This is a genomic window from Mycolicibacterium psychrotolerans (assembly GCF_010729305.1).
Taxonomy (GTDB): domain Bacteria; phylum Actinomycetota; class Actinomycetes; order Mycobacteriales; family Mycobacteriaceae; genus Mycobacterium; species Mycobacterium psychrotolerans.
Genome location: NZ_AP022574.1, coordinates 2,238,958 through 2,263,630, shown reverse-complemented (window position 1 = coordinate 2,263,630; position 24,673 = coordinate 2,238,958). Strand labels below are relative to the sequence as shown.

Here is a 24,673-nt window from a genome sequence, read left to right as displayed (position 1 = left end):
CACAGCTCACCGTGACGTTCGGTGGCCTTCTCAGGAGTTGTCGTGACGCGGAGTACCCGGCTGGCGCCGATGATCGGCCCGGACTCGACCGGTGCTGGATCCGCCGTGCGCTCACCGAAGACCGCGGAGCTGGTCGCCGGCACGCTGCGCCGGATGGTCGTCGAGGGCCAGCTCACCGACGGCGACTTCCTGCCCAACGAAGCCGAGCTGATGGCGCATTTCGGGGTCAGCCGGCCCACGCTGCGCGAGGCGGTGCGGGTGCTGGAGTCCGAGCGGCTCGTCGAGGTCCGCCGCGGCTCCAGGACGGGCGCCCGCGTGCGCGTGCCCGGCCCCGAGGTGGTCGCCCGACCCGCGGGACTGCTGCTCGAGTTGTCCGGCGCCACGATCGCCGACCTGCTCACGGCGAAGGCCGGCATCGAGCCGCTGGCGGCCCGCCTGCTCGCCGAGTCCGGCTCCGCCGAGGCGTTCGAGGAACTCGACGCGCTGCTCGAGGGACTGGTCGCCGACGGCTGGCAGTCCGAGCGGCTGGCCGAGAACACCGGGGCATTCCATCTGCGGGTGGTGCAGCTGTCGGGCAACGCGACGCTGGGCATCGTCGCCGGCATGCTGCACGAGATCACGGTGCGGCACACCGCGTTCGTGTTCAACGAGCGCCGGCCGGTGTCCAAGGCCGACTACGACAAGCTGATGCGCTCCTACCGCAAGCTGATGGCGTTCCTGCGGGCCGGCGACGCCGCGGGCGCCGAGGCGCACTGGCGCAAACACCTCGACGTGTCGCGCGAACTGTTGCTCACGGGGCTGGAGAATGTGCCCGTGCGCGACGTGATGGGGTGACTAGGACGCGTCGACGTCATGGTGGTCGTGGCGCTGCCACGTCACGTGCACCGGGACGGTGTCGTCCCACGGCTGCCGGGTGACCATGTCGGCGACCATGATGTAGCCGCGCTCGAACTCCCCGGTCGCCGCGTCGACCAAGCGGTACTCCTGGCGCTGTCTGTGGATCGGTTGCGCGTCGAGCAGCAGCACCCGCACCTCCCCCGGCTCGAACCGGCAGCGCTTCTGCAGCGCCGCGATCAACTGCTCGTTGTGCATGTGGCCGTCGCCGAAGTTCCATCCGATCGCGGTGCTGCAGATGCGTTCGCCGTCGGTGAGGACGTAGTCGGCCTCGTCGTGGCCGGCCATCAGCCGGTGCGCGAGCGTGAACATGGCGCGGCCGTGGGTGTTGAACGACCGGAACGCGTACCCCATGTACTGGTACATCTCCGCGGTCTCGCGGCTGCCGTAGAACTTCTCCATCTGGGCGGCGGGCATGCTCGCGATCGCGACGATGCCCGCGGCGATCTTCGCGTCGGCCGAGGGCTTGATGCACCACAGCGAGGTGTCCCAGTTGCCGGCGTAGTAACGCATCCCCGGCAGGAAGGAGACCTTGCGCGGGAACAGGTTTCCGATCGCGACCGTGCCGGCGGAAATCGCGAAGAGCACCAGCGGCCACGGGCTCTGGAGATCCCCGAGGCCGATGCCGGCGTTGCCGACGAACAGCGCCAGCACGCTGAACATCATGAAGACGTTCCACTCCAGCGGCACCCCCATCGGGATCGCGGACAGGATCCCGAAGTGGAAGCACAGCATCACGAACGCCGCGATCGCGGTCGCCCAGCCGCCGTGGGAGAAGAACAGCACCAGCGGCACGAGCATCTCGATGGCGGTGGACACGTGCGCCAGCCACCGCGACGCCCGTCCTGGCCGCAGGTCGTCGGGGAAGTGCTCGAAGAACCTGCGCTTGATGGCCCGCGGCCGGATGACCGGGTTGTTGCTCATCATCGTCGAGATGACGAACGGGAAGTGCTTGTTGAGTTTGGACGTCGCCGCGCCCATCCAGATGGTCAGACACACCAGCTTGGCGGCGATGACGATGTCGGCGCCGGTGAACAGGAAGCACACGGCCAAGGCGCCGTAGACCTCGCCGCGCGCCGCCAGGAACAGCACCTTGTCGCGCAGGCCGGCCAGCGCGAGCAGACCGAGGATCGTCGCGGTCTGCCAGACCGGCAGCACCCCCACGTCCGAGCCGAGCTCGGGGATCGGCCCGGTGCCATCAGAGAACAGAGCGACCACCAGCATCACCAGCAGCGCGCCGTAGAGCGCCACGTCGACCGGCGTGCGCGAATCGCCCTTGGTCAGCGGGATCCGGTTCGGCCACGGGGGCAGCCGAATGGTCTTGGGGCGCAACCAGTACAGGACCGAACCCATCGGCGGGAAGAACCGGTTGTTCAGCGGGCCGAAGCCGCAGCCCAGGCCGACGATCTCGAACAGCATCGTGTAGAGGACGACCTTCTGGTACACGATCGGCTCGTGGTACCAGGCCGCCACGTCGGTGAAGCCGTCAATGCCCCGGGTCGTCAGCACCACCAGCCATGCGAACAGCACGTACAGCAGGATCTTGACGACGTAGAACAGGTGCATCACCACCGGTGTGCCGAAGCCCACCTCGGCCCAGTGCCGGGCCATCGGGACGATCCGCTCCGCGCGAGTTCCCGTGCTCCATTCGGCGTAGTCGACGACCGGTGCGTCCTGCTTGAGAAACCCCATGGCCGATAAGACTAGAACGTGTTCCAGTTACCCTCGGCGCGAACAGACACAAAATCGTGAGGAATCGGCCCGATCCGCCCGAGTTCACGTCTGCTCGCGGAGATCAGGCCCCCGTCTTGGCTGGTGGGCGGTAGAAGATCACCAGCTGGCCGATGCCGCCGGCCATCCCAAGCACCACCGAGATCAGCAGGCCCCACCACCCGTGCAGCAGGTCGTAGAGCCCGGTGCCGGAGAACAGCGCGTAGTCGAGGCTGATCTTGCCCGCCCCGATGGTCGCGATGCCGACCGCCGAGGCCGCCAGCACGAGGTTGTACTCCCAGCCCTCCTTGACGATGAAGAATCCGTTCGGCTTGTGGACGGTCCAGGCCGCGACGAGCATCAACGCGACGAAGCCGGCGGCAGGGATCGGCGTGAGCAGCCCGACGGCCAGGCCTAGCCCCGCGGCCATCTCGGTGGTGGCCGCGATGCGGGCGTGGAACATGCCCGGCTTCATGCCCATGCTGTCGAACCAGCCGGCGGTCCCGGCCAGTCCACCCTTGCCGAAGAACTTGTTGTAGCCGTGCGCGGCCATCGTCAGGCCGAGGACGACCCGCAGGATGAGCACTCCGACGTCGTAGGCAGTCATGCAACAAAATCTAGAACATCTGTCACGTCGTCGCGCCCGCCGGGGACCTTCAGCCCAACGCGTGGTCCAGCCGGTCGAGGTAGGCGTCGACGTCGCCGATCGCCGACTGCGCCGCGTGCACGCTGACCGCGACGGTGTCGCCGATGCCGTGGACGCCGTGGGTGACGCCCATCATCGGCGAGAGCGAGGGGAAGCCGGCGGTGAGCACGACGGGTGCCCCACCGAACGACAGGTCGGCGGCACCGCGGTGCACGCTGGAGACGACGGTGTTGCCGACGACGGTGTCCGACCGCCGGTCCGGGTCGAACTGGCCCACGCCCCAGCGCAGCAGCGGCGCGGGGATCGCCGCGAACGCCGAAGCCTCCGCCGCCAGCGCTGGATGCGAGGCGCGCCGCCGGCGCCCGAGCAGGTCGGCGGCGATAGCCTGCACACGACGGTCGCTCGGCAGGTGCGGGTACAACCCGACGCCGACGTTGCCGTAGTGGTTGTTCGCCCGCCGCACACCGGGTTTGGCCATCGGCACCTCCGCGCCCAGCAGCGCCGGGTCGTCGCCGAGATCACGCAGGTGCCCGGCCAGCGCCGCGGAGACGGCGGTCAGCACGCCGACGGTCACCGTCGTCGTCCCGGGCAGTTGGTCGCGCCGTCGGATCAGCGTCCGCAGCGAGAGCGCGCCGGCAGACTGCGTGTTACTGCGCAGGGCGGGGCGTGAATCGGCCTGCGGCGGAACCAGTCCCGCATCGGAGTCACGCACCAGTCGGCGGTGCGCCTGCGCAGCGGCGAACGACCGGCGGACGAACCCGCGCGCGGCAGGCGCCGGCACCGCGGGCACCGCGCCGGGCCGGCCGAACAGCCGGGCCGCCAGCGCCGAGGACCGGCCGCCGTCGGCGAGCGCGTGCGAGATCTGAAGGAGCACAACGCAACCCGCACCAACTCCGGGGACACCGTCGACGGTGGGGAAGACATGGAGCCGCCAGGGGTGCGTCCACGGGTCGAGCTGATTGGCGACCAGCCGCGCGGCAGCGGCCAGGCAGCCGGCCCACGTGCCGTCCGGGTGGGTGACGAACTGCGCAGCGTCGACGGCGCACCGGTCCCACACCGGGTACCGCCACGCCCCGGTGTCGCGGACTCGCACAGAGAGATCGGCGCACTCGCAGGCCCGCCGCCGGATCTCGTCGAGCGCGCCGGCCGGATCAGCCATCGCACCCCCGAACCCGTAGAGCAGGAACTGATCGTTCGGGACCGCCGCCGACATCCACAGCGTCTGCGCATCGACCGGAGCGAGTCGGCGCACCGTCATACGGCCAAGGCTAGGCTGTGCCGCATGTCGCTGCTGCCCCCGGTGTCGAAGACCGGGGCGGTGCTCGTCACCGGCGCCTCGTCGGGCATCGGCGAGCAGATCGCCCGCGAATTCGCCCGCCGCGGCTATCCCGTCATCCTGGTCGCGCGACGCGCCGAGAAGCTCACCGAGCTGGCCGCATCTCTGGGCACGCAGGCCCACGTGCTGCCCGCCGACCTCGCCGATCCCGCCCAGCGGGCCGCGCTCCCCGACCGGGTGGCCGCGCTCGGCCTGACCGTCGACGTCCTGGTCAACAACGCCGGGCTCTCCAACCTCGGGGCGGTGGCGCGGGTGGATCCGGCCGACGAGCTGCGGCTGATCGAGGTCGACGTCGCCGCCGTCGTGGACCTGAGCACACGGCTGGTTGCTGGCATGGTGGCGCGCGGATGCGGAGCGGTGCTCAACGTCGCGTCGGTCGGGGCGTTCGGACCGGTGCCGTTCCAGGCGTCCTACGGCGCGGCGAAGGCGTTCGTGCTGTCCTACACCGAGGCGATGCGCGAGGAGTTGCGCGGCAGCGGGGTGACCGCGGCGGTGTTGTGCCCCGGTCCGGTCCGCACCGGATTCGGCGCAGCGGCAGGCATTCCCGACGAGGAGGCCGAGAAGATGTTGCCGCCCTTCCTGTGGGAGCAGGCCGATACCGTGGCCCGCGTCGCGGTCGACGGCCTGGCCGGCGGACGCTCGGTCATCGTGCCCGGCGCGCCGAACCGTGCGGCGGCGCTGCTGTACCGCTATGCCCCGCACCGGCTGCTGCTGCCGCTGCTTGGCCGCAGCCACCCGGGCCGGTCGGCGTAGCGCTACACCGGGTCGAACGAGGAGATCAGCCAGCGGTCGCCGACCTTCTCGAGGGTGACGCGCACGCTCGAGTTGGTGTCGGTCGGCGCGTCCTGGCCGACGGTCACCGTCTGGTTGACGAACACCAGCACGACCGCCTTCTGCGAGGTGGCCGACACCGACGCCGCGGCGGGCACCGTCGCGACCGCGGCGATCTGCTTCTCCTTGGCCCCGGGGATCACCACGTCGTTGGTCAGCGAGGTGTAGGAGTCGCGGAACTCGCCGGTGAGCAGATTACGCGCCTCGCCAAGCTGCTGATCCACCTTGTCGGGCGTGTACGACAGCAGCGCGATGGTGCTGTCCTTGGCCGCCTGCACCGACGTCGCGGCGGCGATCTGGCCGTCCCGCACGGAGTTGTCCTGCCACTTCAGGTACCCGGCGCCGAGGGCGAGGCCCAGCGCGACGGCAGGCAACACCGCGAACGCGACGACGCGCGTCCAGCCTGTGCGCCGCTTCGGGGCATCCGCGGCCGGCTCGGTCGTCTCGGCCGCCTCGGACTCCTCGATGGCGTCGGCCTCGGTGGCGTCGGTCTCGGTGCCCTCGGTGGCCTCGGTCGTCTCGTCGGTCACGTCGGTGCTCACCTCGGTGGGCTCGCTGACCTGGGTCTTCTCATTGCTCATGGCACGAACTCCACGTTGGACACCTTGGCCTCGTCGCCGATCTTCTCCACCGAGATCCTCATCCGCCAGGCCCGCGGTTGTTGTTCGGGGGCGCCGGCATTCGTCGTCTTCACCGTCACCGCGACCAGCACCTGCGCCTCGTTGTCGGTCGAGGTATCCAGGCCGGCCTCGGCGATGGTGCCCTCGGATTTCGACTTGGCCTGTTTGACCACCTCGGCGAACGGCTGGGCCCGCTTCTGGAAGTCGTCGTAGAAGGTGCCCGTCGCCGAGTCGAGGATTCGCTGCACGTCGGTATCGGCATGCTCCCAGTCGATCGTGGTCAGGTTCAGCGCTCCCTGCCGGCCGACCTGGAGGAACAGCTCGCGCGTCGCCTCGGCGCGCTGCGACTCCCACGTGCGGTAGCCCAGCCAGCCGGTCAGCCCCGCCAGTGCCAGTACGCCGACCAGGCCGGCGACCAGCGCGATCTTGACGTGGGACCACGGCGTACGCGGCGGAGCGGCATCCTCAGCGGCGAACTCGTCGGCCGTTTCCTCGGCCTCGTCCGTGTCGAGGGCGGTCTCGTCGGCGTCGGTCGGCTCGACGGTGGTGTCCGGCTCCGGGGTCGTCTCCGTCAGTTCCCCTTCGGGGGCAGCAGCATCGTCTGCCATGTTTTCTCCTCTGCGGCACCGTTGGCCAGGTTGGACTGTGTGTAGACACGTCCGTCCGGTCCAACGTACGTGCCGCTCGCCGGATCGTATTCGGCGGCCGCTATGGGCGGCGTCGCGGGTCCCGGCGGCGGAGACGCCTGTGTCGGTGAGATGTTCGGCGGGATGTCCGGAACGGCCTGTCCGGACGCCGTCGCATTCGGGTCGCCCTTCCAGTTGTAGCCGTCGTTGAGCGGCACGTAGGTCTCGTTGCTCTCACATTCCTGCCACGTCGGGGCGCGCTTGCCAGGAACTTCCACACAGGGCAGGTTGCGGGCGCCGCGCACGTTGAACGGCGCATCCTGGGGCACCCGGCAGTAGACGTCACCCGGCGGCCGGTCGGGATAGTCCTCGAAGGTCGGAACCCGCCTCTGCTGGGCGGGCAGGAAGCCGGTGGTGCACGGCGGCGGAATCGCCTGCGGGGGCAGCGGGATCGGCGCCGGGAGCAACGGGATCGCCAGGTTCAGGTTGAAGTTCAGCGCATCGCCCATGTAGTCCTGTTTGGTGTTGCGCTTGTGGACGCCGACGGCCTGCGTGACCGCGGTGCCCTGCGGCAGCAGCACCAGCAGCTGCTCGAGGCTCGGCTGATAGGTGACCAGCACCTCGCCGACGCTGACCAGGTTGGCCAGCACGATCGGCAGGGTGGGCTGCAACCGGTCGAACAGCGCGCGCACCTCTTCGGCGGCTCCAGGCCCCTTGTCGAGGATGCCGTTCAGCGCCGGGTCCTGCCGCTGCAGCTGACCGGTGACGTTTGCCAGGTTCGCCGCCCACGCCTGGATCGAGTCCCCGGTGTCGATCTGGCTGTCCAGCACCGGCTTCGACTCGTCCACCAAGGTGATCAGGGAGTCGAGGTTCTTGCGGGCGTCGATGGCCAGCTTGGAGCTGCCGGTGACCAGGCGGCGCAGATCCGGCCCGAGGCCGCCCACCGCGGTGTAGGCCTCGTCGACGACCGTCTGCAGGTTCTCCTGCGGGATCGCCTCCAGCCCGCGGTTGGTGGCGTCCAGCACGGTGTTGATGTCGGTCGGCACCGTCGTGCGGTCCTCGGGGATCACGTCGCCGTTGCGCAGCGTCGGGCCGTCGGCGCTGCGGGGCAGGAGCTGGACGAACTGCTCGCCCACCGCGGAGACGCTGTGTACCTCGGCGTCGACGTCGGCGGGGATCTTGACGTCGGAGTTCAGCGACAACACTGCCGAGACTCCGCTGTCGGTGAGTGAGACGCTCTTCACCTCGCCGACCTCGACGCCGCGATAGGTCACGTTGCCCCGCGGGTACAGGCCGCCGCTCTGGGCCAGCTTCATCGTGACCTGGTACTGCCCGATGCCGAAGAAGGCGGGCAGCCGCATGTAGGCGAACACCATGATCATCAGCGCGGTCGTCGCGATGACGGCGAAGATCGCCATCTGGATGAGGATTCGACGGGTCATCCGCATGTCAACGCCCCTGATCGAATCGGTACGGGGCGACCAGCGGGTTGCCGGCCGTGCCGGGACCGCCCGCGTTGCACGGGCTGGGGAACTGCCCGATGGTCCGTCCCCACTGCAGCTCCAGCCACGTCAGATCGCATTCCCAGCGCGAGCCGGTGAAGATGCCCTGATCGATGCGGCTCAGCGTCAGATCGAGGACCAGCGTGAGGTTGGCGTAGTCGCCGCGCATCCAGTTGGTCAGCGTCTCCTTCGGGAAGGGGAACGTGGGCAGGAAGCTCAGCGCTCGGGTGAGCGCGGGGCCGGCGTTGGCAAGTTGCTCCACCGTTGGGCCGAGGTCTTTGAGTTCGGCCACCAACGCTTCCTTGGTCTGGTTGACCGAGTCGGCGGCCAGCGCGCTGAACCTGCCCAGCTGTGTCAGCGCCTCGGCGAGGTTCTTGCGCTGATCCTTGAGCACCGCGAGCGCGTCCGGGATGGTCTTCAGCGCCTTGTCCACCACCGGCTTCTGGTCGGCGAACTGCCCGACCAGGTTGTTCAGGCTCTCCGACGCGGCGATGATGTCCTGCTTCTGGTCGTCGAGGTAGCCGATCGCGAGGTCGAGTTGCTCGATCAGGCTGCGCAGATCGCCTTCCCGCCCGGCGAACGCGACGCTCAACGCCTCGGTGATGTCCTGGATGTCGCCGATACCGCCGCCGTTGAGCAGCATCGCCACCGCGGACAGTGCCTGCTCGGTGGTGGGGAACGCCCCCGATGACGACAGCGGGATCAACGAGCCGTCGTGCAGGCGGCCTGCAGGGGCCACGTCGGTGGGCGGCGCGAGCTCGATGTGCTGGGTGCCCAGCAGGCTGGTCTGCCCCAGCGTGGCCGTCGCGTTCGCGGGCAGCTGGACGTTGCCGTTGAGTTCCATCGTGACCAGCGCGTGCCAGCCCTGGCGCTCGATCTTGCGGACATGGCCGACGTTGACGTCCGCGACCCGGACGCGCGAGTTCGGTTCGATGGCGTTGACGTCGGGCATCTGGGCCTCGATGGTGAACGCCCCGGGTCCGGTGCCCTCGACGCCGGGCAGCGGAACCGAGTTCAGCCCGCGCCAGCTCGAGCAACCGGAGAGCAGCCCGACCGACACGACCGCGACGGTCACGCCGCGCAGCACCGGCCTCATGGCGTCGCTCCCGGGGGCACCATCAGGCCCTGCAGGCCGTCAGCCGGATTGGGCGTCGTGGGCACCGCCTCGGCGGGCAGCAGTGGGCCCATGGACGGCGGTAGCGGCGCCGCCTCGGCCGGCGCCGGTCCCGGACCCGGCCCTGGCCCCGAGACCGGAGCCGGTGCTGAAGCACCTTGCGGCGGAACGTAATCCGGCCGCAGCCAGTCTTCGCTGTAGGTCAGCTCGTTGGGCCGGGTGCTGGCGCCGACGAAGACGTTCTGGGCGACCGGCAGGAAGTTGTACTGGCGGTTCTTGATGATCGGCGCCAGGTACTGGACGCACAGCTTGGCCGATTCCTCGGCACCCAGGCGGGAGGCCGCCTGAACGGCGCCGCACAGGAACGAGATCGGATCGGAGAAGTTGTTGATCATCGGGACGCTGCTGACCGCGCCCTGGGCGGGCTGCCAGATGTTCACGTAGTTCTGCAGCGTGTTCGGTGCGACGTGCAGGAACTGCTTGAGGTCGCCGAGGCTGTCGTTGAGTGCCTGGGTGACCCCGGCCAACTTGTCCGACGTGGTGCCCAATGACTCGCGGTTGTCGGCGACGAACGTCTGGACCTCCCCGACCACGTTGTTGAGATCACGGACGGCGTTGGCCACCTCGTCGGGATCGTCGGCCAGCAGACCCGTGACGGTGGAGAGGTTCTGGTTGAGCTGACGCATCACGTCGGTGCTGTCCTGTAGCGCCGACACCAGGATGGCCAGATTCTTGACGGTGGAGAAGAGGTCGGTGCTGTGATCTCCGAGGGCCGAGATCGCCTGGGAGAGTTTGGTGACGGCGTCGCGGATGTTGGCGCCCTGGCCCCGCAGGTTGTCCGCGGTGGTGTTGATCGCCGAGCCCAGCGGGCTCACGCCGCCCGGCTCGGTGGGTTGCAGGCTGTCGGCCAGCTTCGCCAGTTGCTCACGGACCTGGTCCCATTCGACCGGAACCGCGGTGCGTTCCCGCGGAATCACCGCGTTGTCACGCAGCACGGGTCCATCGGTGTAGGCGGGCGTGAGCTGAATGTTGCGGGCCGTCACCACTGTCGGTGACAGGATCGCGGCCTTGACGTCGGCCGGCACCTTGTACTTGCTGTCGTACCAGAAGCTCACCTTGACCGATTCGGGCTGCGGCTCGATCGATTCGATCCTGCCGACGGGCACTCCGACGATGCGGACGTCGTCGCCGGCGTAGATGCCGTTGGTGTTCTCGAAGTAGGCGACGACGTGGGTGCGGTTGACCTCGTGGCTGTTGCGCAGCAACACCACCACACCGCCGGCCAGGATCACCACCAGCGCGGCGATGAGGAAGTAGCGCGGGATCCGCGTCATTGGCCTCCCTCCGTGGGTGAGACGGGCGGGGCTTCACCGGGCGCCGGCACCACCTGCGGCAGCGGGGTGGGTCCGGGGACCGACTGCAGGTTCGGCGGAGCCTCCGCAGGCGGACCCGGCGGCGGGCCACCGGGCGGCGGCGCCGGCGGCGGCTCACGGTAGGGATAGCACCCGGTGGGCCCCGGCAGCGGCAGCCCCGGCGGCCCGCAGCCCTGGTCGCCGGGATTGCCGGTGATGGCATCCGGAATGGTCAGCCGGGGTTCGCCGCCCTGCCCGGTGCGCGGGAACGGCACCGGCAGCGCCGGGGTGCCCGGCTGACCGACCTGCGGATCGGTGCGCTCCGAGGGGAGCAGCACGTTCGGATCGAGACCGAGGTCGGAGAACGCGGCGTCGACGAACGGCTGCACGAACTGGCCGGGCAGCAGGTTGGCCACATAGGTCTTGAAGAATGGGCCCGACGACACCGACTCACCCAGCGACATGGAGTACTGCTGCAGCAGGTGCAGCGACTTCTGCAGGCGCTCCTTGCGATTGTCGATCATCGTCAGCACGCCGTTGAGCTTGTCCAGGGCCGGTTTGAGCGTGGAGCGGTTCTCGTTGATGAATCCGAGCAGCTGGTCACTGAGGGCAGAGATGTTGCCGGAGATCTGATCCAGCGCCGCACTCTGGTTCCGCAGTTCGGCCAGCAGCGCATTGCTGTTGTTGACCAGGCCGACGATCTGGTTGCTGCGTTCGGCCAGCACCGTCGTCGCCTTGTTGGCGTTACCGAGCAGGCCGCGCAGTTGGGCGTCGCGTTCGTCGAGGGTCTGGGAGAACCGCGCAACACCTTCGATCGCCACGCGCAGCTGCGGCGGGGTGTCGGCGAACGTGGCGGACAGCACCCGCAGCGACTCCGACAACTGATCGGTGTTCAGACCGCTGATCGTTGTCGCCAGGTCGCCGAACGCGTCGGGCAGCTGGTACGGGGAAGTGGTGCGCTCCAGTGGAATCGGGCCGTCCAGCTGGCCGCCACCGCGCGACGTGATCTCCAGCATCTTGGTGCCCAGGAGCCCCTTGGTCTTGATCGCGGCCTCGGTCCGGTTCCCGAGCCGGATGTCCTTGGCGACGGTGAAAGTGACCCGTGCGCGCGACTGGTCCAGGTCGATGGACTTCACCGCGCCCACCTTGAAACCCGACACCAGCACGTCCTGACCGTTGGTGAGGCCGCCGGCGTCGGCGAAAAAGGCCGAATACTCGCGGCCCTCGAAGAACGGCAGCCTTTGGTAGTTCAACGACCCTGCAACGACACCGACGGTCAGCAGCAGCCCGATCACGCCGATGACCAGTTGATTGCGTTCACTGAAGGATCTCACCTGGGCGCGCACCTCCCGGTCGACTGGCCGGCCACCTTGACATACACGGGTTGGCCGCCTTTGCCGTTGAGTTTGAGCACGATGTCGCACAGGTAGAAGCTGAAGAAGTCACCGTAGATGCCCTGGCGGGCCAGCGCCTGGTACGCGTCGGGCAGCGTGTTCAGCAGGTTGTCGAAGTAGTCGTGATCGGCCACCACGATGGCTGACGCGCGGTCGGTTTCCTTCACGGTCTTGGCGAAGGGTTCACGCGACTGCGCCAGCAGGTCCGCGATGCTCGATGCGGCGGCATTGGTATAGGCGAGACCGCTGCTGATGTCCTGCCTGCGCTCGGCGAGGGTTTCCACCAGTCCGGACAGACCGTCGACCGCCTTGCCTAGTTGGTCGCTCTGGTCCCCCAGCGATCCCAGCACCACGTTGAGGTTGGTGACCACCTGTCCGATCAACTGATCTCTGTCGGCGAGCGTGCTGGTCAGCGCCGCGGTCTGGGCCAGGAACGAGTTGATCGTCCCGCCCTGCCCCTGCAAAGCCGAGATCAATTGCCCTGACAGCGCATTGACCTGCTGGGGATCCAGCGCGCGGAACAGCGGCCGGAAACCGCCGATCAGCGCGTCGAGGTCCAGCGCAGGCGCCGTGCGGGCCATGGGGATGGTGTCGCCCGGCTTCAGCGTCGCGGTGCTGCCGGCGCCCTCCTCCAGTGCGAGGAATCGTCCGCCGATCAGGTCAGCGTAGCGGATCACCGCCTTGCTGCCTTCGGTGAGCACCACCGAGTCGTCCGCGGTGAACTCCACGATCGCCGTCGTATCGGGCTGAATGGCAACCTTTTTGACCCGGCCCACCTCCACGCCGGCGATCCGGACGAAGTCGTCGTTCTCGAGTCCGCTCACGTTGACGAACTCGGCTCGGTAGGTGAGCGTCTTCTCCCCGAAACGCATCTGGCCGAAGACCGCGAACAATCCGAACACGCCGAGCAGGCACACGGACAGGAACACGGCAAGACGCCACGCGTCGTGCCGAATCCTGGTCGTCAAGCCTGGCATGGCAGGAAACCTTCCCGTGATGTCTCGATGGCGGTCATGGCGACGGGGCAGCTTCGCGCGGAAGCGGAACGGGGGGCAGCGGGGTCGGCTGCATCTGCGCGGGGTTCGTGACGATGAACGGTTCGGAGCCCGGTGTGGATCCCGGCTCCCTCGGCGCGCCAGGCGGCGGGGCCGGCGGCAGTCCCGGCCACAGCGGCGAACCGTCGGGCGCGTAGAGGTCCGCACCGTAGGCAGGGGCGCCCGGATACGGGATCGGCCCGATGGCGGGTCCGCCGAACAGGTTTCGGATGCTGGGCGGTTCGGGCACGGCACGGGTGGTGGGCAGGTAGTTGGCCCAGGCCGGGAACCCGATGCCGGGGTTGGGCCGCCAGTCGATGCCGGTGCCGAACCCGGTGTTGGTCACGAGGTTTCGCACCGGCCAGTTCTTGGCAACGTCGGGCAGCGAGCCGCACGAGGGCTTGCCGCCCGGCCCGCCCTTGGCCCCGATGACCGGCAGGTTCTGCGGATAGTGGTACGGGTCGTCGCCGAGGGACAGCCCGACGTCGAGGACCAGGGTGCGGCCGTTGCCGCCCGGCCCCTCGTAACCACCGGTGTCGAGCAGCGTCTTGGCGCCCGTCAGTAGGCAGGTGTACTCCGGGCTGTACTTGTAGAGCAGGTCGGTGGTGGGCCGCAGGACGTTGATGGCCTTGATCAGGTTGGCCTGATTCGGGGCCAGCAGGCTGATGCCGCTGTTGGACAGGCCGATCGTGGACATCAGCAACGTGTCCAGCTGTGTCGCGCGGTTGGTGATCGTCGTGCTGGTGGTGCTCAGCGAGTCGAGCACGGAAACGATGTCGCCCGCCGCGGCGCTGTAGGTGTCGTTGAACCGCTTCAGCGTGCGCCAGTCCTCGGCGATCGTATCGCTGCGCGGATTGAGTTCGAGCAGAACCTGATTCGCGGCGGTGGTGGCCTCGCCGATCTGCGGGCCCAGGCCTCGAACCCCGTCGGCGAGCGCGGACAACGTGCTGTTGAGCTTCGCCACGTCGACCCGGCCGATGAGGGCGACCACGTTCTGGAACACCGTGTTCGCCTCGACGGTGACGTTGCGCGACCGGATCGTCTGGCCGGCCTGCAGCTGTCCTTGCGGATCAGGGGGATAGACCAGGTCGACGTACTTGGCGCCGAACACGGTGGTCGCCCGGATCTGGGCCTCGACATTGCCCGGGATGTAGCCGATCTTGTCCTTGTCGATCTCCAGCTTGAGCGCCACCGGCTCGCTGCCGCCCTCGATCGCGGAGACCCGCCCGACCTGGACGCCGCGCATCTTGACCTTGGAGTTCGTCTCCATCACCAGACCGGAACGATCGGAGGTCAGCGTGACCGTGTCATGAGACTTGAAGGTGCCTAAGAACAGCGAGTACGTCAGCCACAGGGAGATCGCGAGCAGGATCAGCAGGAAGAGCGTGTACCACGCCGGGTGCAGGCCTTCGTCGTGTGAGTCCATGTCAGCCCGCCAGATTGAAGTTGCCGGACTGGCCGTAGACCGCGAGGGAGAGCATCACCAGAACGAACGCCGAGACGATCAGCGAGGAACGGACCGCCCGTCCGACGGCCTCACCGACGCCGGCCGGCCCGCCGCGCGCGGTGTAGCCGTAGTAGGTGTGCACGAGCATGATGATCACCGACAGCGCGATGCACTGCCCGAACGACCACATCAGGTCGGTGGGGTTGAGGAACGTCTTGAAGTAGTGGTCGTACACGCCGGTGGACTGGCCGTAGATCACGGTGGTGCCGAAGCGCGCCGCCCAGAACGCCATCAGCACACCGACGCAGTACAGCGGGATCACGACGAGGAAGCCCGCGATCACCCTGCTGGACGCCAGGAACGCGATGCTGCGGATGCCCATCACCTCGAGGGCGTCGATCTCCTCGTTGATCCGCATCGCGCCGAGCTGGGCGGTGGCGCCGGCACCGATGGTCGCCGACAGGGCGATGGCGGTGGTGGCGGGCGCGATGAGCCGCACGTTGAAGTAGGCCGAGACGAATCCGGTCAGCGCTTCCACTCCGAGTTCGGAGAAGTCGCTGTACCCCTGCACCGCGACCAGTGCGCCGGTGGTGACCGTCAGGAATCCGACGATCGCGACCGTGCCGCCGATGACGATGAGCGCCCCTGCGCCAAGGCCCATCTGGGCGATGATCCGGATCAGTTCCACGCTGTAGTGGGTGAAGACGTAGCCGATGGAGCGAATCGTGCGGCCGTAGAACTTGGTCTGGGTCCCGATGTCGTTCCACGGACCGGCCACGCCTTTGAACCGGGCCTTGAGCCACGGGAACTGGGAATGGGGCCGAGAGACCGTCATTGCGTGATCTTGATCGCTACGGCCGTCGCCACGATGTTGATCGCGAACAGTGCCATGAAGGTGAACACCACGGTCTCGTTGACGGCGTTCCCGACCCCGGCGGGGCCGCCGCGTACGGAAATCCCTTTATAGCAGGCGATCAGACCGGCGGAGAGCCCGAACAGCGCCGCCTTCACCAGCGCGATGATGACGTCGGTGGCCCCGATTATCAGGGTCAGGCCCGCCGCGAACGCGCCCGGCGAGACGTGCTGGATGTAGACCACGAAGAAGTAGGCCCCCGACAGACCGACCAGGATCACCGTGGCCGATAGCGCCAGGGAGACGACCATGGCGGCCAGCACCCGGGGAAGCACAAGAGCCTGAATGGGATTGATACCCATCACCCGCAGCGCGTCGAGCTCCTCACGGATGGTGCGGGCACCCAGGTCGGCGCACATCGCGGTGGCGCCTGCGCCCGCGACCACCAGTACCGTCACGATCGGCCCGATCTGGCGCACCGTGCCGAGCGCCGCTCCGGTTCCGGAGAAGTCCGAGGCACCGATCTCGGTCAACAGGATCGTCTCGATGAACGTCAGCAACACGGTGTAGGGAATGGTCAGCAGCAGCGTCGGCAGGATCGACACCCGGGCGACAAACCATGACTGGGCGACGAACTCGCGCCAGGCGAACGGCGGCTGGAACAGCGCCATGAACGTGTCGAGGGCCATCGAGAAGAAGCCGCCGAAGGCGCGTACCGGCTTGGCGATGGCATCGGAAGCGACCATTCAACCGGTCCTTCCTCGCTTGCAGTTCATCGTCACAGCCCTCCGACGACCAACCCCCTGTTGTGTGTGGGGGTGACGGTACATCTGCGGGGGCGCCGGCAGACGGTATATCACCAAAATGTGGTACGGCAAGACGAACCGTCCCGAGGGCGCGACAAGCGACTTCACACAGCTGCCACCGCCTCCTCGAGTTCGGCAACGACGATCTTGCGCATGCCGAGCATCGCTTTCGTCGCCGCGCCGGCCCGGGCGGGGTCGGGGTCGGCGGTCAGCTCCACGAGCCGGTCCGGGACGATCTGCCAACTCAGTCCGTACCGGTCCCTCAGCCAACCGCACGCCGACTCCTCTCCGCCCGCGACGAGCCGGTCCCAGTAGTAGTCGACGTCGGCCTGATCGCGGCAGTGCACAGTGAACGACACCGCCTCGGTGAACGGGAACGCCGGGCCACCGTTGATGCCGATGAATCGTTGGCCGTCGAGAGTGAAGTAGGCCGCCAACACCTCGCCCGGTGCCCCGGGCCCGGCGTCGGTGTACCGGTCGAACCGCTCGACCGAGGAGTTGGGGAACACGGCGGTGTAGAACGCGACGGCGTCCTCGAGGTCGTTGTCGAACCAGAGCGACGGTGTGATGACGGGCATGGCGGCCTCCTGCTGGTCGGGTAGCTGTCGCCATGGAGACCGTCGAGCGGGAGAGTTGTCATCGCGGCCGGCTCACCCATGCGCGACCGCTCCCACCGCGCGCAACGCGAAATCGAGCAGTCGGCTCTCGGCGTGCTTGACCGCCAGCAGGTCCTCGGGCGCCACGCTGGTCATGATGCGGGTCACCAGCGCGCTGATCGCCACGGCGTCGTGGTCGGGGTCGGCGAGCGGGAAGGAGCCGTCGGCCCGGCCGCGCCGCAGGATCTCGGTCAGCGAGCGTTCCCGGCCCGCGCGCGACTGCTCGCGCAGCTCCCGATAGCCCGTGGCGGCGCGGACCTCGTCGGAGTCGATCACCGACATCAGCATGCGCTGCCTCGGATCGATCATCAGGTCGAAGACCTCGCCGATCCATGCGGCGAGCTGATCGGCGGGGCTGCCGACGGCGTCCGCGGCGACCCCGTCCAGCCGGGCGGCGAGGTCCTCGACACCCTGCCTGAGCAGGGCCAGGAACAGGTCGTCCTTCGACTGGAAGTGGCGGTAGAACGCCCGGCTGGACACTCCGGCCGTCCGCAGGATCACCGACATCCTGATCGGCCCGCAGTGCGGCTCGGACAGGCACCGGTAGGCGGCCTCCATGATGCGGCGACGATCGTCGTCGTGGCCGGCATCAATTTGCACAAACGAAAATCCTAGGGACATCATCGGCCGTCGGGACCCGAGATCGGCGGAACCGGTGTGCTCGCCTACCCTCACATCCGGGGCCAGCGAGAGGACGCCTGTGAGCACCACCAGCAGCGATTCGGCGATCGCGACGTTCAACGGCGCCGACGGAATCAGTCTGACCGCCGACGAATGGAATCACCCGTCGACGACCGACGGCTTCGACGCATCGCGTCCGTCGGTGCTGATGCTGCACGGAGGCGGGCAGAACCGGTTCTCCTGGAAGAAGACGGGGCAGGTGCTCGCCTCACGTGGGCTGCACGTCGTCGCCCTCGACAGCCGCGGACACGGTGACAGCGACCGCTCCCCCGACGCGCGGTACACGGTGGAGGCGCTGTGTGCCGACACCCGGCGCGTCCTCGACCAGATCGGCCGCCCGACCGTGCTCATCGGGGCCAGCATGGGCGGCCTCACCGGCATCCTCGCCGCCCGCGAGGCCGGCCCCGACACCGTGACGAGGCTGGTCCTCGTCGACGTCGTCCCGCGATACGAGAAGGACGGCAGCGCCCGCATCCGCGATTTCATGTTCAGCCACGTGCACGGGTTCGGCTCGCTGGAGGAGGCCGCCGACGCGGTGGCGGCCTACCTGCCGCACCGCAGACGGCCGAGCAATCCCGATGGCCTGAAGAAGAATCTCCGGCACCGCAACGGCCGGTGGTACTGGCACTGGGATCCGGCGTTCCTCACCGCACCCGACGACGATCCGTTCGTCCGGGTCGAGCAGCTCGAGCAGGCGGCCATCGAGTTGACGATCCCGATCCTGCTGATCCGGGGGAAACTGTCCGACGTGGTGAGTGAGAAGGCCGTGGCCGACTTCCTCGACAAGGTCCCGGGCGCCGAGTTCGTCGAACTGTCCGGGGCGGGCCACACCGCTGCCGGCGACGACAACGACGCGTTCTCCGACGCCGTCGTCTCGTTCGTACTGCGGCCGTGAGCGCGCACCACACCGCGGGTTTCAACTTCCTGCAGCAGCAGGAACTGCAAGCGCCCCAAGTCACCGAAACCCAGGCCGAGGAACTCGTGGCCACCCACTACGGGCTCTCCGCGCGGGCCACCTCGCTGGGCAGTCAGCAGGACAAGAACTTCGTCGTCAGCGCCGGCAGCGACGACGATGAAGCCGTCGCGGGTGTGCTCAAGATCGCCAACCCTGCGTTCACGGCGACCGAGCTGGCCGCCCAGGACGCGGCCGCCGCGCACATCGCCGACGCCGAACCGACGCTGCGCGTGTCAGTGCCGCTGCCCAACAGCGCGGGCGAATTGTGCACCCCCGTCCAGGGATTGGTCGACGGAACCGCCTACGTGCGGCTGCTGCGCTACCTGCCCGGCGGCACGCTCGTCGGCACCGGGCATCTGACGCCCGCGGTGGTCGCCGGTCTGGGCGACGTCTCGGGCCGGGTGAGCCGGGCGCTGGAGGGCTTCAGCCACCCGGGGCTGGACCGAATCCTGCAGTGGGACCTGCGGTTCGGCAAGGACGTGGTCGACGGCCTCGCCGGCTACGTCGACGACGCCGGGCTGCGGGCACGACTGGAATCCGCGGCGGATGCGGCGTGGTCGCGGATCGCGCCGCTGGATCCCGCGCTGCCGCGCCAGGCGGCTCACATCGACCTGACCGACGCCAACATCGTGGTCTCGTGGGTCGACGGATCGCCCCGACCGGACGGCGTCATCGACTTCGGCGATCTGTCGCACACCTGGGCGGTGTCCGAACTGGCGATCACCGCGTCGTCGGTGCTCGGCCACGTGGGCGCCGCAGCGGCGTCGATCCTGCCCGCGGTGCGCGGCTTCCACGCGGTGCGGCCGCTGTCGGAGACCGAGTGCGACGCGCTGTGGCCGATGATCGTGCTGCGCGCCGCGGTGCTGATCGTCAGCGGGGCGCAGCAGGCGGTGCTCGACCCGGACAACGACTATGTGACCGAGCAGTCCGACGCCGAGTACCGGATCTTCGAGCTGGCGACGTCGGTCCCGATGGATGTGATGACAGCGGTGATCAAGGCCGATCTTGGCTTCCCGCGGACGACGACGCCGCTGCCGGTGGCGGCTCCGATGATCGCCGCGCAGCCCGGGCAGGTCGCCACCCTCGATCTGTCGACGACCTCCGACGTCTACGACGACGCGTTCGACGCTTCCGGGGTGCTCGCGGCCGACGTCGAGGACGCCGCAGCGCGTGCCGCGTTACGCGACGGCGCAGCACTGGCCGTCACCCGTTTCGGGGAGGCGCGCCTGAGCCGAGCACCGCGGCTGAGCCAGGACAGCCCCGACGTCGTCGCCACCGGGATCAGTGTGTGGACCGCCACCGGCACCACCCTCGTCGCCCCGTGGGACGGCGAGATCGAGACGTCGACTGACAGAATCACGTTGCGCGGCAACGCGTTCCAATTGTCACTGGCCGGGGCGCACGGATCCGCGTCCGGCAGCGTGCGCGCCGGGCAGCCCTTCGCGTCCGCCGACGGCCGGATCGAGGTGAGCGTGCGGCCGCTCGGAGCGCCCGACGCGCCGGCCTTCGTGAGCACCGACCTGGCGCCGGGATGGCTCGCCCAGGTCTGCGACCCACGCCCGCTGCTGGGCCTGGCGCCGCTGCAGACCGGCGCCGACGCCGGTGACCTGCTCGCACGGCGGGACGCGAGTTTCGCGCCGGTGCAGGAGTTCTACTACCGCGAACCCCCGCAGATCGAGCGCGGCCGCCGTCACTTCCTGATGTCCACGGCCGGGCGCAGCTACCTCGACATGGTCAACAACGTGACCGTGCTGGGGCATGCGCATCCCCGGATCGCCGAGGCGGCCGCCCGTCAGCTGCGCAAGCTGAACACCAACTCCCGCTTCAACTACGAGGCGGTCGTCGAGTTCAGCGAGCGGCTGGCCGGCCTGCTCCCCGATCCGCTGGACACTGTTTTCCTGGTCAATTCGGGTTCGGAGGCCAGCGATCTGGCGATCCGGCTGGCCACCGCGGCGACCGGGCGCCGCGACGTCTTCGCGGTCCGCGAGGCCTACCACGGGTGGACCTACGGCACCGACGCCGTGTCGACCTCGACCGCCGACAACCCGAATGCCCTTGCCACGCGCCCGGACTGGGTGCACACCGTGGAGTCGCCGAACAGTTTCCGCGGCAAGTACCGCGGCGCCGAGGCGACCCGGTACACCAGCGAGGCGGTCGCCCAGATCGAGGCCCTGATCGCCGAGGGCCGGCCACCGGCGGGGTTCATCTGCGAGAGCGTGTACGGCAACGCCGGCGGGATGGCGCTGCCCGACGGCTACCTGCAGCAGGTGTATGCCGCCGTGCGCGCAGGCGGCGGCCTGGCGATCTCCGACGAGGTCCAGGTGGGTTACGGCCGGCTCGGCGAATGGTTCTGGGGTTTCCAGCAGCAGGACGCGGTGCCCGACATCGTGTCGGTGGCCAAGTCGGTCGGCAACGGCTACCCGCTGGGCGCGGTGATCACCAGCCGGGCGGTGGCCGAGGGTTTCGCCAGCCAGGGCTACTTCTTCTCCTCCACCGGCGGCAGCCCGCTGTCGTGCGCGATCGGCATGACGGTGCTCGACGTGCTGGCCGACGAGGGGCTGCAGGACAACGCCCGCCGCGTGGGCGCGCATCTGAAGGCCCGCCTGGAGGGGCTGCGCGAGCGGCACCCGCTGGTCGGCACCGTGCACGGCTTCGGGCTCTACCTGGGCGTCGAGATGATCCGCGACGCAACGACCTTGGAGCCCGCGACGGCCGAGACGGCGGCGATCTGCGAGCGCATGCTCGATCTCGGCGTGATCATCCAGCCGACGGGCGATCACCAGAACATCCTCAAGACCAAGCCACCGTTGTGCATCGACGTCGAGGGGGCCGACTTCTACGTCGACGCGCTCGACCGCGTGCTCACCGAGGGCTGGTGACCGTCGGGACCGTCACGCCAGCAGCGGAATGTCGGGAAGCCGGTCGTCGGTGAGGATCTCGAACATGGCTTGCCTGCTGGTCAGCTCGGTGCGGGTGAACGCCTTGCCCGCCACCTGGATTCGGCACTGTGCGAGTGCCGAGTTGAAGCAGTACTTGGTGCCGCCGTTGGTGTCGGTGTAGGTCAGGCCGATCACGTCGGCGGGGACCGTCGTGATCTCCCCCTCGATGGTGTGCTCCCCCACCCGCGCGCCGAACGTCCACGTGAACGGGCGGTACCGGCCGTGGGTCTGCAGACTGCCCAAGATGCTGCGCACCGCGAACTCCAGCCCCGCGTGCCTGAGCACGAACAGGGTCACCCCGGGCAGCAGCACCGGCCCCACCGCGGCCCGCGCGGTGACGATCTCCAGCGTCGAGCCGGGGGCGTCGTCGAACGCGCACACCTGTCCGTAGGCGTAGGCCGGGGTGTGCCGCGTACCCCAGTTGTGGTTCACGCTGCCCGTCCAGCCGTCGACGTCGATGTCGGCGCCGTCGAGCAGAAGGCGACCGTCGACGCGGGCCTGCGGGTGGCGCACCACAGTCTTCGCCGTCGGGATCCGGGCGCGGTACGCCCGCTCGGACAGCACCCGCACGGGCTCCTGGTCGCCGGGGGTGATCGCCAGCTCCCAGTACCCGCGCCCGGGCACCGTGCCGGCAGCGGACGTGTCGTCCAGACTGGTCGGCCCGATGCGGACCGACCACGGGTCGTCGCCGAAGGTGGCGTCGCCGACCGGATACGACTGCTTGTGCGCTCGGTGGCCCGCCGGATCGAACACCATCACCCAGACGTCGGCGCAGGCAGGACCGGCGGTCGGCAGCAGCAGGGTCTCCCGCAGCCAGATCGCGCGGGATCCGTCGGCGGCGTTGGCGCGCAGGAACCGGCTCTCGTAATAGGGGGCCTTCGCGTTCGTCACGCCCCCAGCATCCAATACTGGAGCGGTGAGCGGGATGCAGATCGTGGCGGTGGCGCTGGCGGCGATGGCCGTGGGTGAGGCGATCGCGCTCGCGGTTTTGTGGCGGCGGGTCAGGGCCGCCGAGAACGAGGCCGACGAGCTGCGCAGCCGGCTCGACACCCGGCAGATGCTGGTGTCCGGCGGGACCAGGGCCGTCAAGACGGTCTGGCAGACGGCCAACATCCTGCGCCGCGACGGCTTCGGCGCCGCCGTGCGCTCCTCGATCGAGGAGCTCGCCGACTGGGCGGAAGTGGAGCGGCCGGACCTGGCCCGGCTGTCCCGGGGCGGCAGGCTGGCGATCATGTTCTCCGACATCGAGGAGTCCACCGCGCTCAACGAGCGCATCGGCGACCGGGCCTGGGTGCGGTTGATCGGCAAGCACGACAAGGCGGTGCGCCGCCACGTCGACCACCATCACGGCCACGTGGTGAAAAGTCAGGGTGACGGGTTCATGGTGGCGTTCGCCCGGCCCGAGCAGGCGGTGCGGTGCGCCATCGACCTCCAGCAGTCATTGGTCAACCAGCGCAACGGTTTCCGTGTGCGCATCGGAATCCACACCGGCAAGTCGGTGCTGCGCGGCGACGACGTGTTCGGCCGCAACGTCGCGATGGCCGCGCGGGTGGCCGCCCAGGCCGACGGCGGGGAGATCCTGATCAGCCCGGCCGTCCGCGACGCCATCGCTCAGTACGACGACATCACCGTCGACGGGGGCCGCGACGCCGACCTGAAGGGCTTCTCGGGCTCGCACACCCTCTACTCCGTGGCGGCCGGACCGCAGACCTAGGCGGGCCTGCTCTCCGCCTCGGCCAGGCGCTGGTGCAGCCGGACGCGGATGTCGTCGGCGGTGTAGGAGTTGCGGCGCCGCTGGTCGCGCGCCACCAGCACCCCGCCGGCGACGACACCGGCGACACCGGCCAGCCCGACCCACTTCCAGATTCCGCGCATGTGTGCAGTCTGCCTAAGCTGCGGGCATGAATCCAAGCACGGTGTCTCTCGAGCGTGCCCTGGAAGAGACGCGCACGGGCGACATCTGGTTGTTCCGCGGCCACTCCGGACCCGACCGGGCGATCCAGTCGATGACCAACAGCCCGGTCAACCACGTGGGGATGACGGTCGCCGTCGACGATCTGCCGCCGCTGATCTGGCACGCCGAACTCGGCGACAAGCTGGTCGACCTGTGGACCGGCACCCATCACCGCGGCGTCCAGCTCAACGATCTGCGCGCCGCGGTCGAGCGCTGGGTACACACCTACGGACAGCATTGCTGGCTGCGTCAGCTCATTCCCCACGCCACCCGCGAGCAGGAGGACCGCATGCTCCGGGTGATCGCCCGCATGGACGGCACTCCGTTCCCGTCGACCGCCCGCCTGACCGGCAGATGGCTGCGCGGCCGTGTCCCGACCGTCAGCGACTTCACCCGCGGAATCCCGCTGCTGCACAACCGCGTTCGCCGGGCGGCCGAACGCCGCAAGGCCGAGCAGGCGAAGGCCGGGCTCGAGACCGCCTACTGCGCCGAAACCGTGGCGATCACCTACGAGAACATGGGTCTGCTGCACACCGAGAAGCACGCGAACTGGTTCGACCCCGGCAAGTTCTGGAGCGGCGACGAGTTGCCGCTGATCGACGGTCACCGCCTCGGCGACGAGATCGCGGTGATTCCGTAGCCGGGCATTCGGCGAAACGCCGATCCGGATACCGGGTTTCCGGCCCCTGCAGTGCTTTGCTGGTGTCGAGCACACGTGCAACGAGGGAGCGCAGGCATGCCGACCGTCACCGCCGACGCCCCTGCCCACGACCCGCCGACCGGGCCGACACCGAGATCCCGACTGTCGGCGCTGTCCATCGTGGTCGCCTCCGTCGGCACCCTCGTCATCGTCTTCGCCCTGTTCCAGTCACGAACGTCCGCTCCGACCGAGGTGCAGTCGGTCCCCGCACAACCGAACACGGTGTCGCAGTGGGTGACCACCGCCCCCAAGCCCAAGCCCGCGCCACAACGTCCGCAGGCCGTCGCACCGGCGACGGACAGCCAGGGCTTCGTCGGCTCGCCGGCGCGCTGCGACACCACGGAACGCGCCGTCGTCGTCGCCCGCACCGAGCGCTCGGTGATCGTGGTGTGCCAGGCGGGCGCAGGCGACTACACCTACCGCGGCGTCCGGCTGCAGGACGGCGCGTCGTTACGACTCGACGACGTGCGACCGATACCGGCCGGGTTCGAGGCCCGCAACGACGGCACCACCTACCGGCTGTCCCCCACCGAACTGGTCGTGATCTCCGGGGAGGCCCTGCAGAGCCGCGACCCGGTCGTGGAGTACCGCGCAGGGTGAGCCGGACGTCGTAGCCTTCCACC

The 24,673-nt window shown here is 69.0% G+C and carries 24 protein-coding genes; 7 read left to right on the top strand and 17 right to left on the bottom strand.

Annotated elements, in window-relative coordinates:
• The first annotated feature begins 42 nt into the window (after nt 1-42).
• Nucleotides 43-834, top strand: coding sequence for a FadR/GntR family transcriptional regulator (locus tag G6N45_RS11250; protein WP_163722321.1), 792 nt, complete (start codon nt 43-45; stop codon nt 832-834).
• On the opposite strand, the gene G6N45_RS11245 is transcribed toward G6N45_RS11250, so the two are convergent.
• The 3 genes from G6N45_RS11245 to G6N45_RS11235 all read right to left on the bottom strand — a co-directional run bounded on the left by G6N45_RS11245 (nt 835) and on the right by G6N45_RS11235 (nt 4,508).
• Nucleotides 835-2,586 (bottom strand): DUF3556 domain-containing protein, encoded by a 1,752-nt coding sequence (locus tag G6N45_RS11245; RefSeq protein ID WP_163722318.1) that lies wholly within the window; start codon nt 2,584-2,586, stop codon nt 835-837.
• A gap of 103 nt (nt 2,587-2,689) precedes the next feature.
• The gene (locus tag G6N45_RS11240) at nt 2,690-3,211 is read right to left on the bottom strand and encodes a DoxX family protein (RefSeq protein ID WP_163722316.1); all 522 of its coding nucleotides are present in this window, start codon (nt 3,209-3,211) and stop codon (nt 2,690-2,692) included.
• Between the two features lie 49 nt (nt 3,212-3,260).
• Nucleotides 3,261-4,508, bottom strand: coding sequence for a WS/DGAT domain-containing protein (locus G6N45_RS11235; RefSeq protein WP_163722314.1), 1,248 nt, complete (start codon nt 4,506-4,508; stop codon nt 3,261-3,263).
• 24 nt (nt 4,509-4,532) lie between these two features.
• Here G6N45_RS11235 and G6N45_RS11230 point away from each other — a divergent pair, with 24 nt between their 5' ends.
• On the top strand, nt 4,533-5,339 hold the full coding sequence (locus G6N45_RS11230; RefSeq protein ID WP_170312441.1) for an SDR family NAD(P)-dependent oxidoreductase: 807 nt from the start codon (nt 4,533-4,535) through the stop codon (nt 5,337-5,339).
• A gap of 2 nt (nt 5,340-5,341) precedes the next feature.
• Here G6N45_RS11230 and G6N45_RS11225 read toward each other — a convergent pair whose 3' ends face one another.
• From G6N45_RS11225 to G6N45_RS11170, 12 genes are all read right to left on the bottom strand, one after another.
• On the bottom strand, nt 5,342-5,998 hold the full coding sequence (locus G6N45_RS11225; RefSeq protein ID WP_170312440.1) for an Rv1363c family protein: 657 nt from the start codon (nt 5,996-5,998) through the stop codon (nt 5,342-5,344).
• Nucleotides 5,995-6,645, bottom strand: a complete 651-nt coding sequence (locus G6N45_RS11220) for an Rv1363c family protein (protein ID WP_163722312.1) — start codon at nt 6,643-6,645, stop codon at nt 5,995-5,997. Before G6N45_RS11220 ends, G6N45_RS11225 begins: the two co-directional genes overlap by 4 nt.
• A complete protein-coding gene (locus G6N45_RS11215; RefSeq protein WP_163722310.1) occupies nt 6,609-8,111 on the bottom strand; it encodes an MCE family protein in 1,503 nt (500 codons plus the stop codon). The genes G6N45_RS11220 and G6N45_RS11215 overlap by 37 nt, the downstream gene beginning before the upstream one ends.
• 1 nt (nt 8,112) lies before the next feature.
• Nucleotides 8,113-9,261, bottom strand: coding sequence for a virulence factor Mce family protein (locus G6N45_RS11210; protein ID WP_163722308.1), 1,149 nt, complete (start codon nt 9,259-9,261; stop codon nt 8,113-8,115).
• Nucleotides 9,258-10,613, bottom strand: coding sequence for a virulence factor Mce family protein (locus G6N45_RS11205; protein ID WP_163722306.1), 1,356 nt, complete (start codon nt 10,611-10,613; stop codon nt 9,258-9,260). Before G6N45_RS11205 ends, G6N45_RS11210 begins: the two co-directional genes overlap by 4 nt.
• A complete protein-coding gene (locus tag G6N45_RS11200; RefSeq protein WP_163722304.1) occupies nt 10,610-11,965 on the bottom strand; it encodes an MCE family protein in 1,356 nt (451 codons plus the stop codon). The genes G6N45_RS11205 and G6N45_RS11200 overlap by 4 nt, the downstream gene beginning before the upstream one ends.
• On the bottom strand, nt 11,962-13,002 hold the full coding sequence (locus tag G6N45_RS11195; protein WP_163722302.1) for a virulence factor Mce family protein: 1,041 nt from the start codon (nt 13,000-13,002) through the stop codon (nt 11,962-11,964). Before G6N45_RS11195 ends, G6N45_RS11200 begins: the two co-directional genes overlap by 4 nt.
• 34 nt (nt 13,003-13,036) lie before the next feature.
• On the bottom strand, nt 13,037-14,485 hold the full coding sequence (locus tag G6N45_RS11190; RefSeq protein WP_163722300.1) for an MCE family protein: 1,449 nt from the start codon (nt 14,483-14,485) through the stop codon (nt 13,037-13,039).
• A gap of 1 nt (nt 14,486) precedes the next feature.
• Complete coding sequence (locus G6N45_RS11185; protein WP_163722298.1) at nt 14,487-15,341, bottom strand: ABC transporter permease; 855 nt, start codon at nt 15,339-15,341, stop codon at nt 14,487-14,489.
• The gene (locus G6N45_RS11180; RefSeq protein WP_163722296.1) at nt 15,338-16,105 is read right to left on the bottom strand and encodes an MlaE family ABC transporter permease; all 768 of its coding nucleotides are present in this window, start codon (nt 16,103-16,105) and stop codon (nt 15,338-15,340) included. The genes G6N45_RS11185 and G6N45_RS11180 overlap by 4 nt, the downstream gene beginning before the upstream one ends.
• 164 nt (nt 16,106-16,269) lie before the next feature.
• Nucleotides 16,270-16,743 (bottom strand): VOC family protein, encoded by a 474-nt coding sequence (locus tag G6N45_RS11175; protein ID WP_163722294.1) that lies wholly within the window; start codon nt 16,741-16,743, stop codon nt 16,270-16,272.
• Nucleotides 16,744-16,815: 72 nt separating this feature from the next.
• Nucleotides 16,816-17,421, bottom strand: coding sequence for a TetR/AcrR family transcriptional regulator (locus G6N45_RS11170; RefSeq protein ID WP_246228951.1), 606 nt, complete (start codon nt 17,419-17,421; stop codon nt 16,816-16,818).
• Nucleotides 17,422-17,521: 100 nt separating this feature from the next.
• On the opposite strand from G6N45_RS11170, the gene G6N45_RS11165 reads away from it, so the two are divergent.
• Together G6N45_RS11165 and G6N45_RS11160 are read left to right on the top strand one after the other, a co-directional pair.
• Nucleotides 17,522-18,397 (top strand): alpha/beta fold hydrolase, encoded by an 876-nt coding sequence (locus G6N45_RS11165; protein WP_246228950.1) that lies wholly within the window; start codon nt 17,522-17,524, stop codon nt 18,395-18,397.
• The gene (locus G6N45_RS11160; protein WP_163722291.1) at nt 18,394-21,336 is read left to right on the top strand and encodes an aminotransferase; all 2,943 of its coding nucleotides are present in this window, start codon (nt 18,394-18,396) and stop codon (nt 21,334-21,336) included. The genes G6N45_RS11165 and G6N45_RS11160 overlap by 4 nt, the downstream gene beginning before the upstream one ends.
• Before the next feature lie 12 nt (nt 21,337-21,348).
• On the opposite strand, the gene G6N45_RS11155 is transcribed toward G6N45_RS11160, so the two are convergent.
• Entirely contained in the window at nt 21,349-22,287 is a 939-nt protein-coding gene (locus tag G6N45_RS11155) for a hypothetical protein (RefSeq protein ID WP_163722289.1), read from the bottom strand.
• 34 nt (nt 22,288-22,321) lie between these two features.
• Here G6N45_RS11155 and G6N45_RS11150 point away from each other — a divergent pair, with 34 nt between their 5' ends.
• Nucleotides 22,322-23,110 carry an adenylate/guanylate cyclase domain-containing protein gene (locus G6N45_RS11150; protein ID WP_163728218.1) on the top strand — a complete coding sequence of 263 codons (789 nt, stop codon included), beginning with the start codon at nt 22,322-22,324 and terminating at the stop codon, nt 23,108-23,110.
• Here the strand turns inward: G6N45_RS11150 and G6N45_RS27690 are convergent.
• Entirely contained in the window at nt 23,107-23,271 is a 165-nt protein-coding gene (locus G6N45_RS27690; RefSeq protein WP_170312439.1) for a hypothetical protein, read from the bottom strand. The genes G6N45_RS11150 and G6N45_RS27690 overlap by 4 nt on opposite strands.
• 26 nt (nt 23,272-23,297) lie before the next feature.
• Between G6N45_RS27690 and G6N45_RS11145 the strand changes: the two genes are divergently transcribed.
• Nucleotides 23,298-23,990, top strand: a complete 693-nt coding sequence (locus G6N45_RS11145) for a guanylate cyclase (protein WP_163722287.1) — start codon at nt 23,298-23,300, stop codon at nt 23,988-23,990.
• Between the two features lie 96 nt (nt 23,991-24,086).
• The gene (locus G6N45_RS11140; RefSeq protein WP_163722285.1) at nt 24,087-24,650 is read left to right on the top strand and encodes a hypothetical protein; all 564 of its coding nucleotides are present in this window, start codon (nt 24,087-24,089) and stop codon (nt 24,648-24,650) included.
• Nucleotides 24,651-24,673 lie beyond the last annotated feature (23 nt).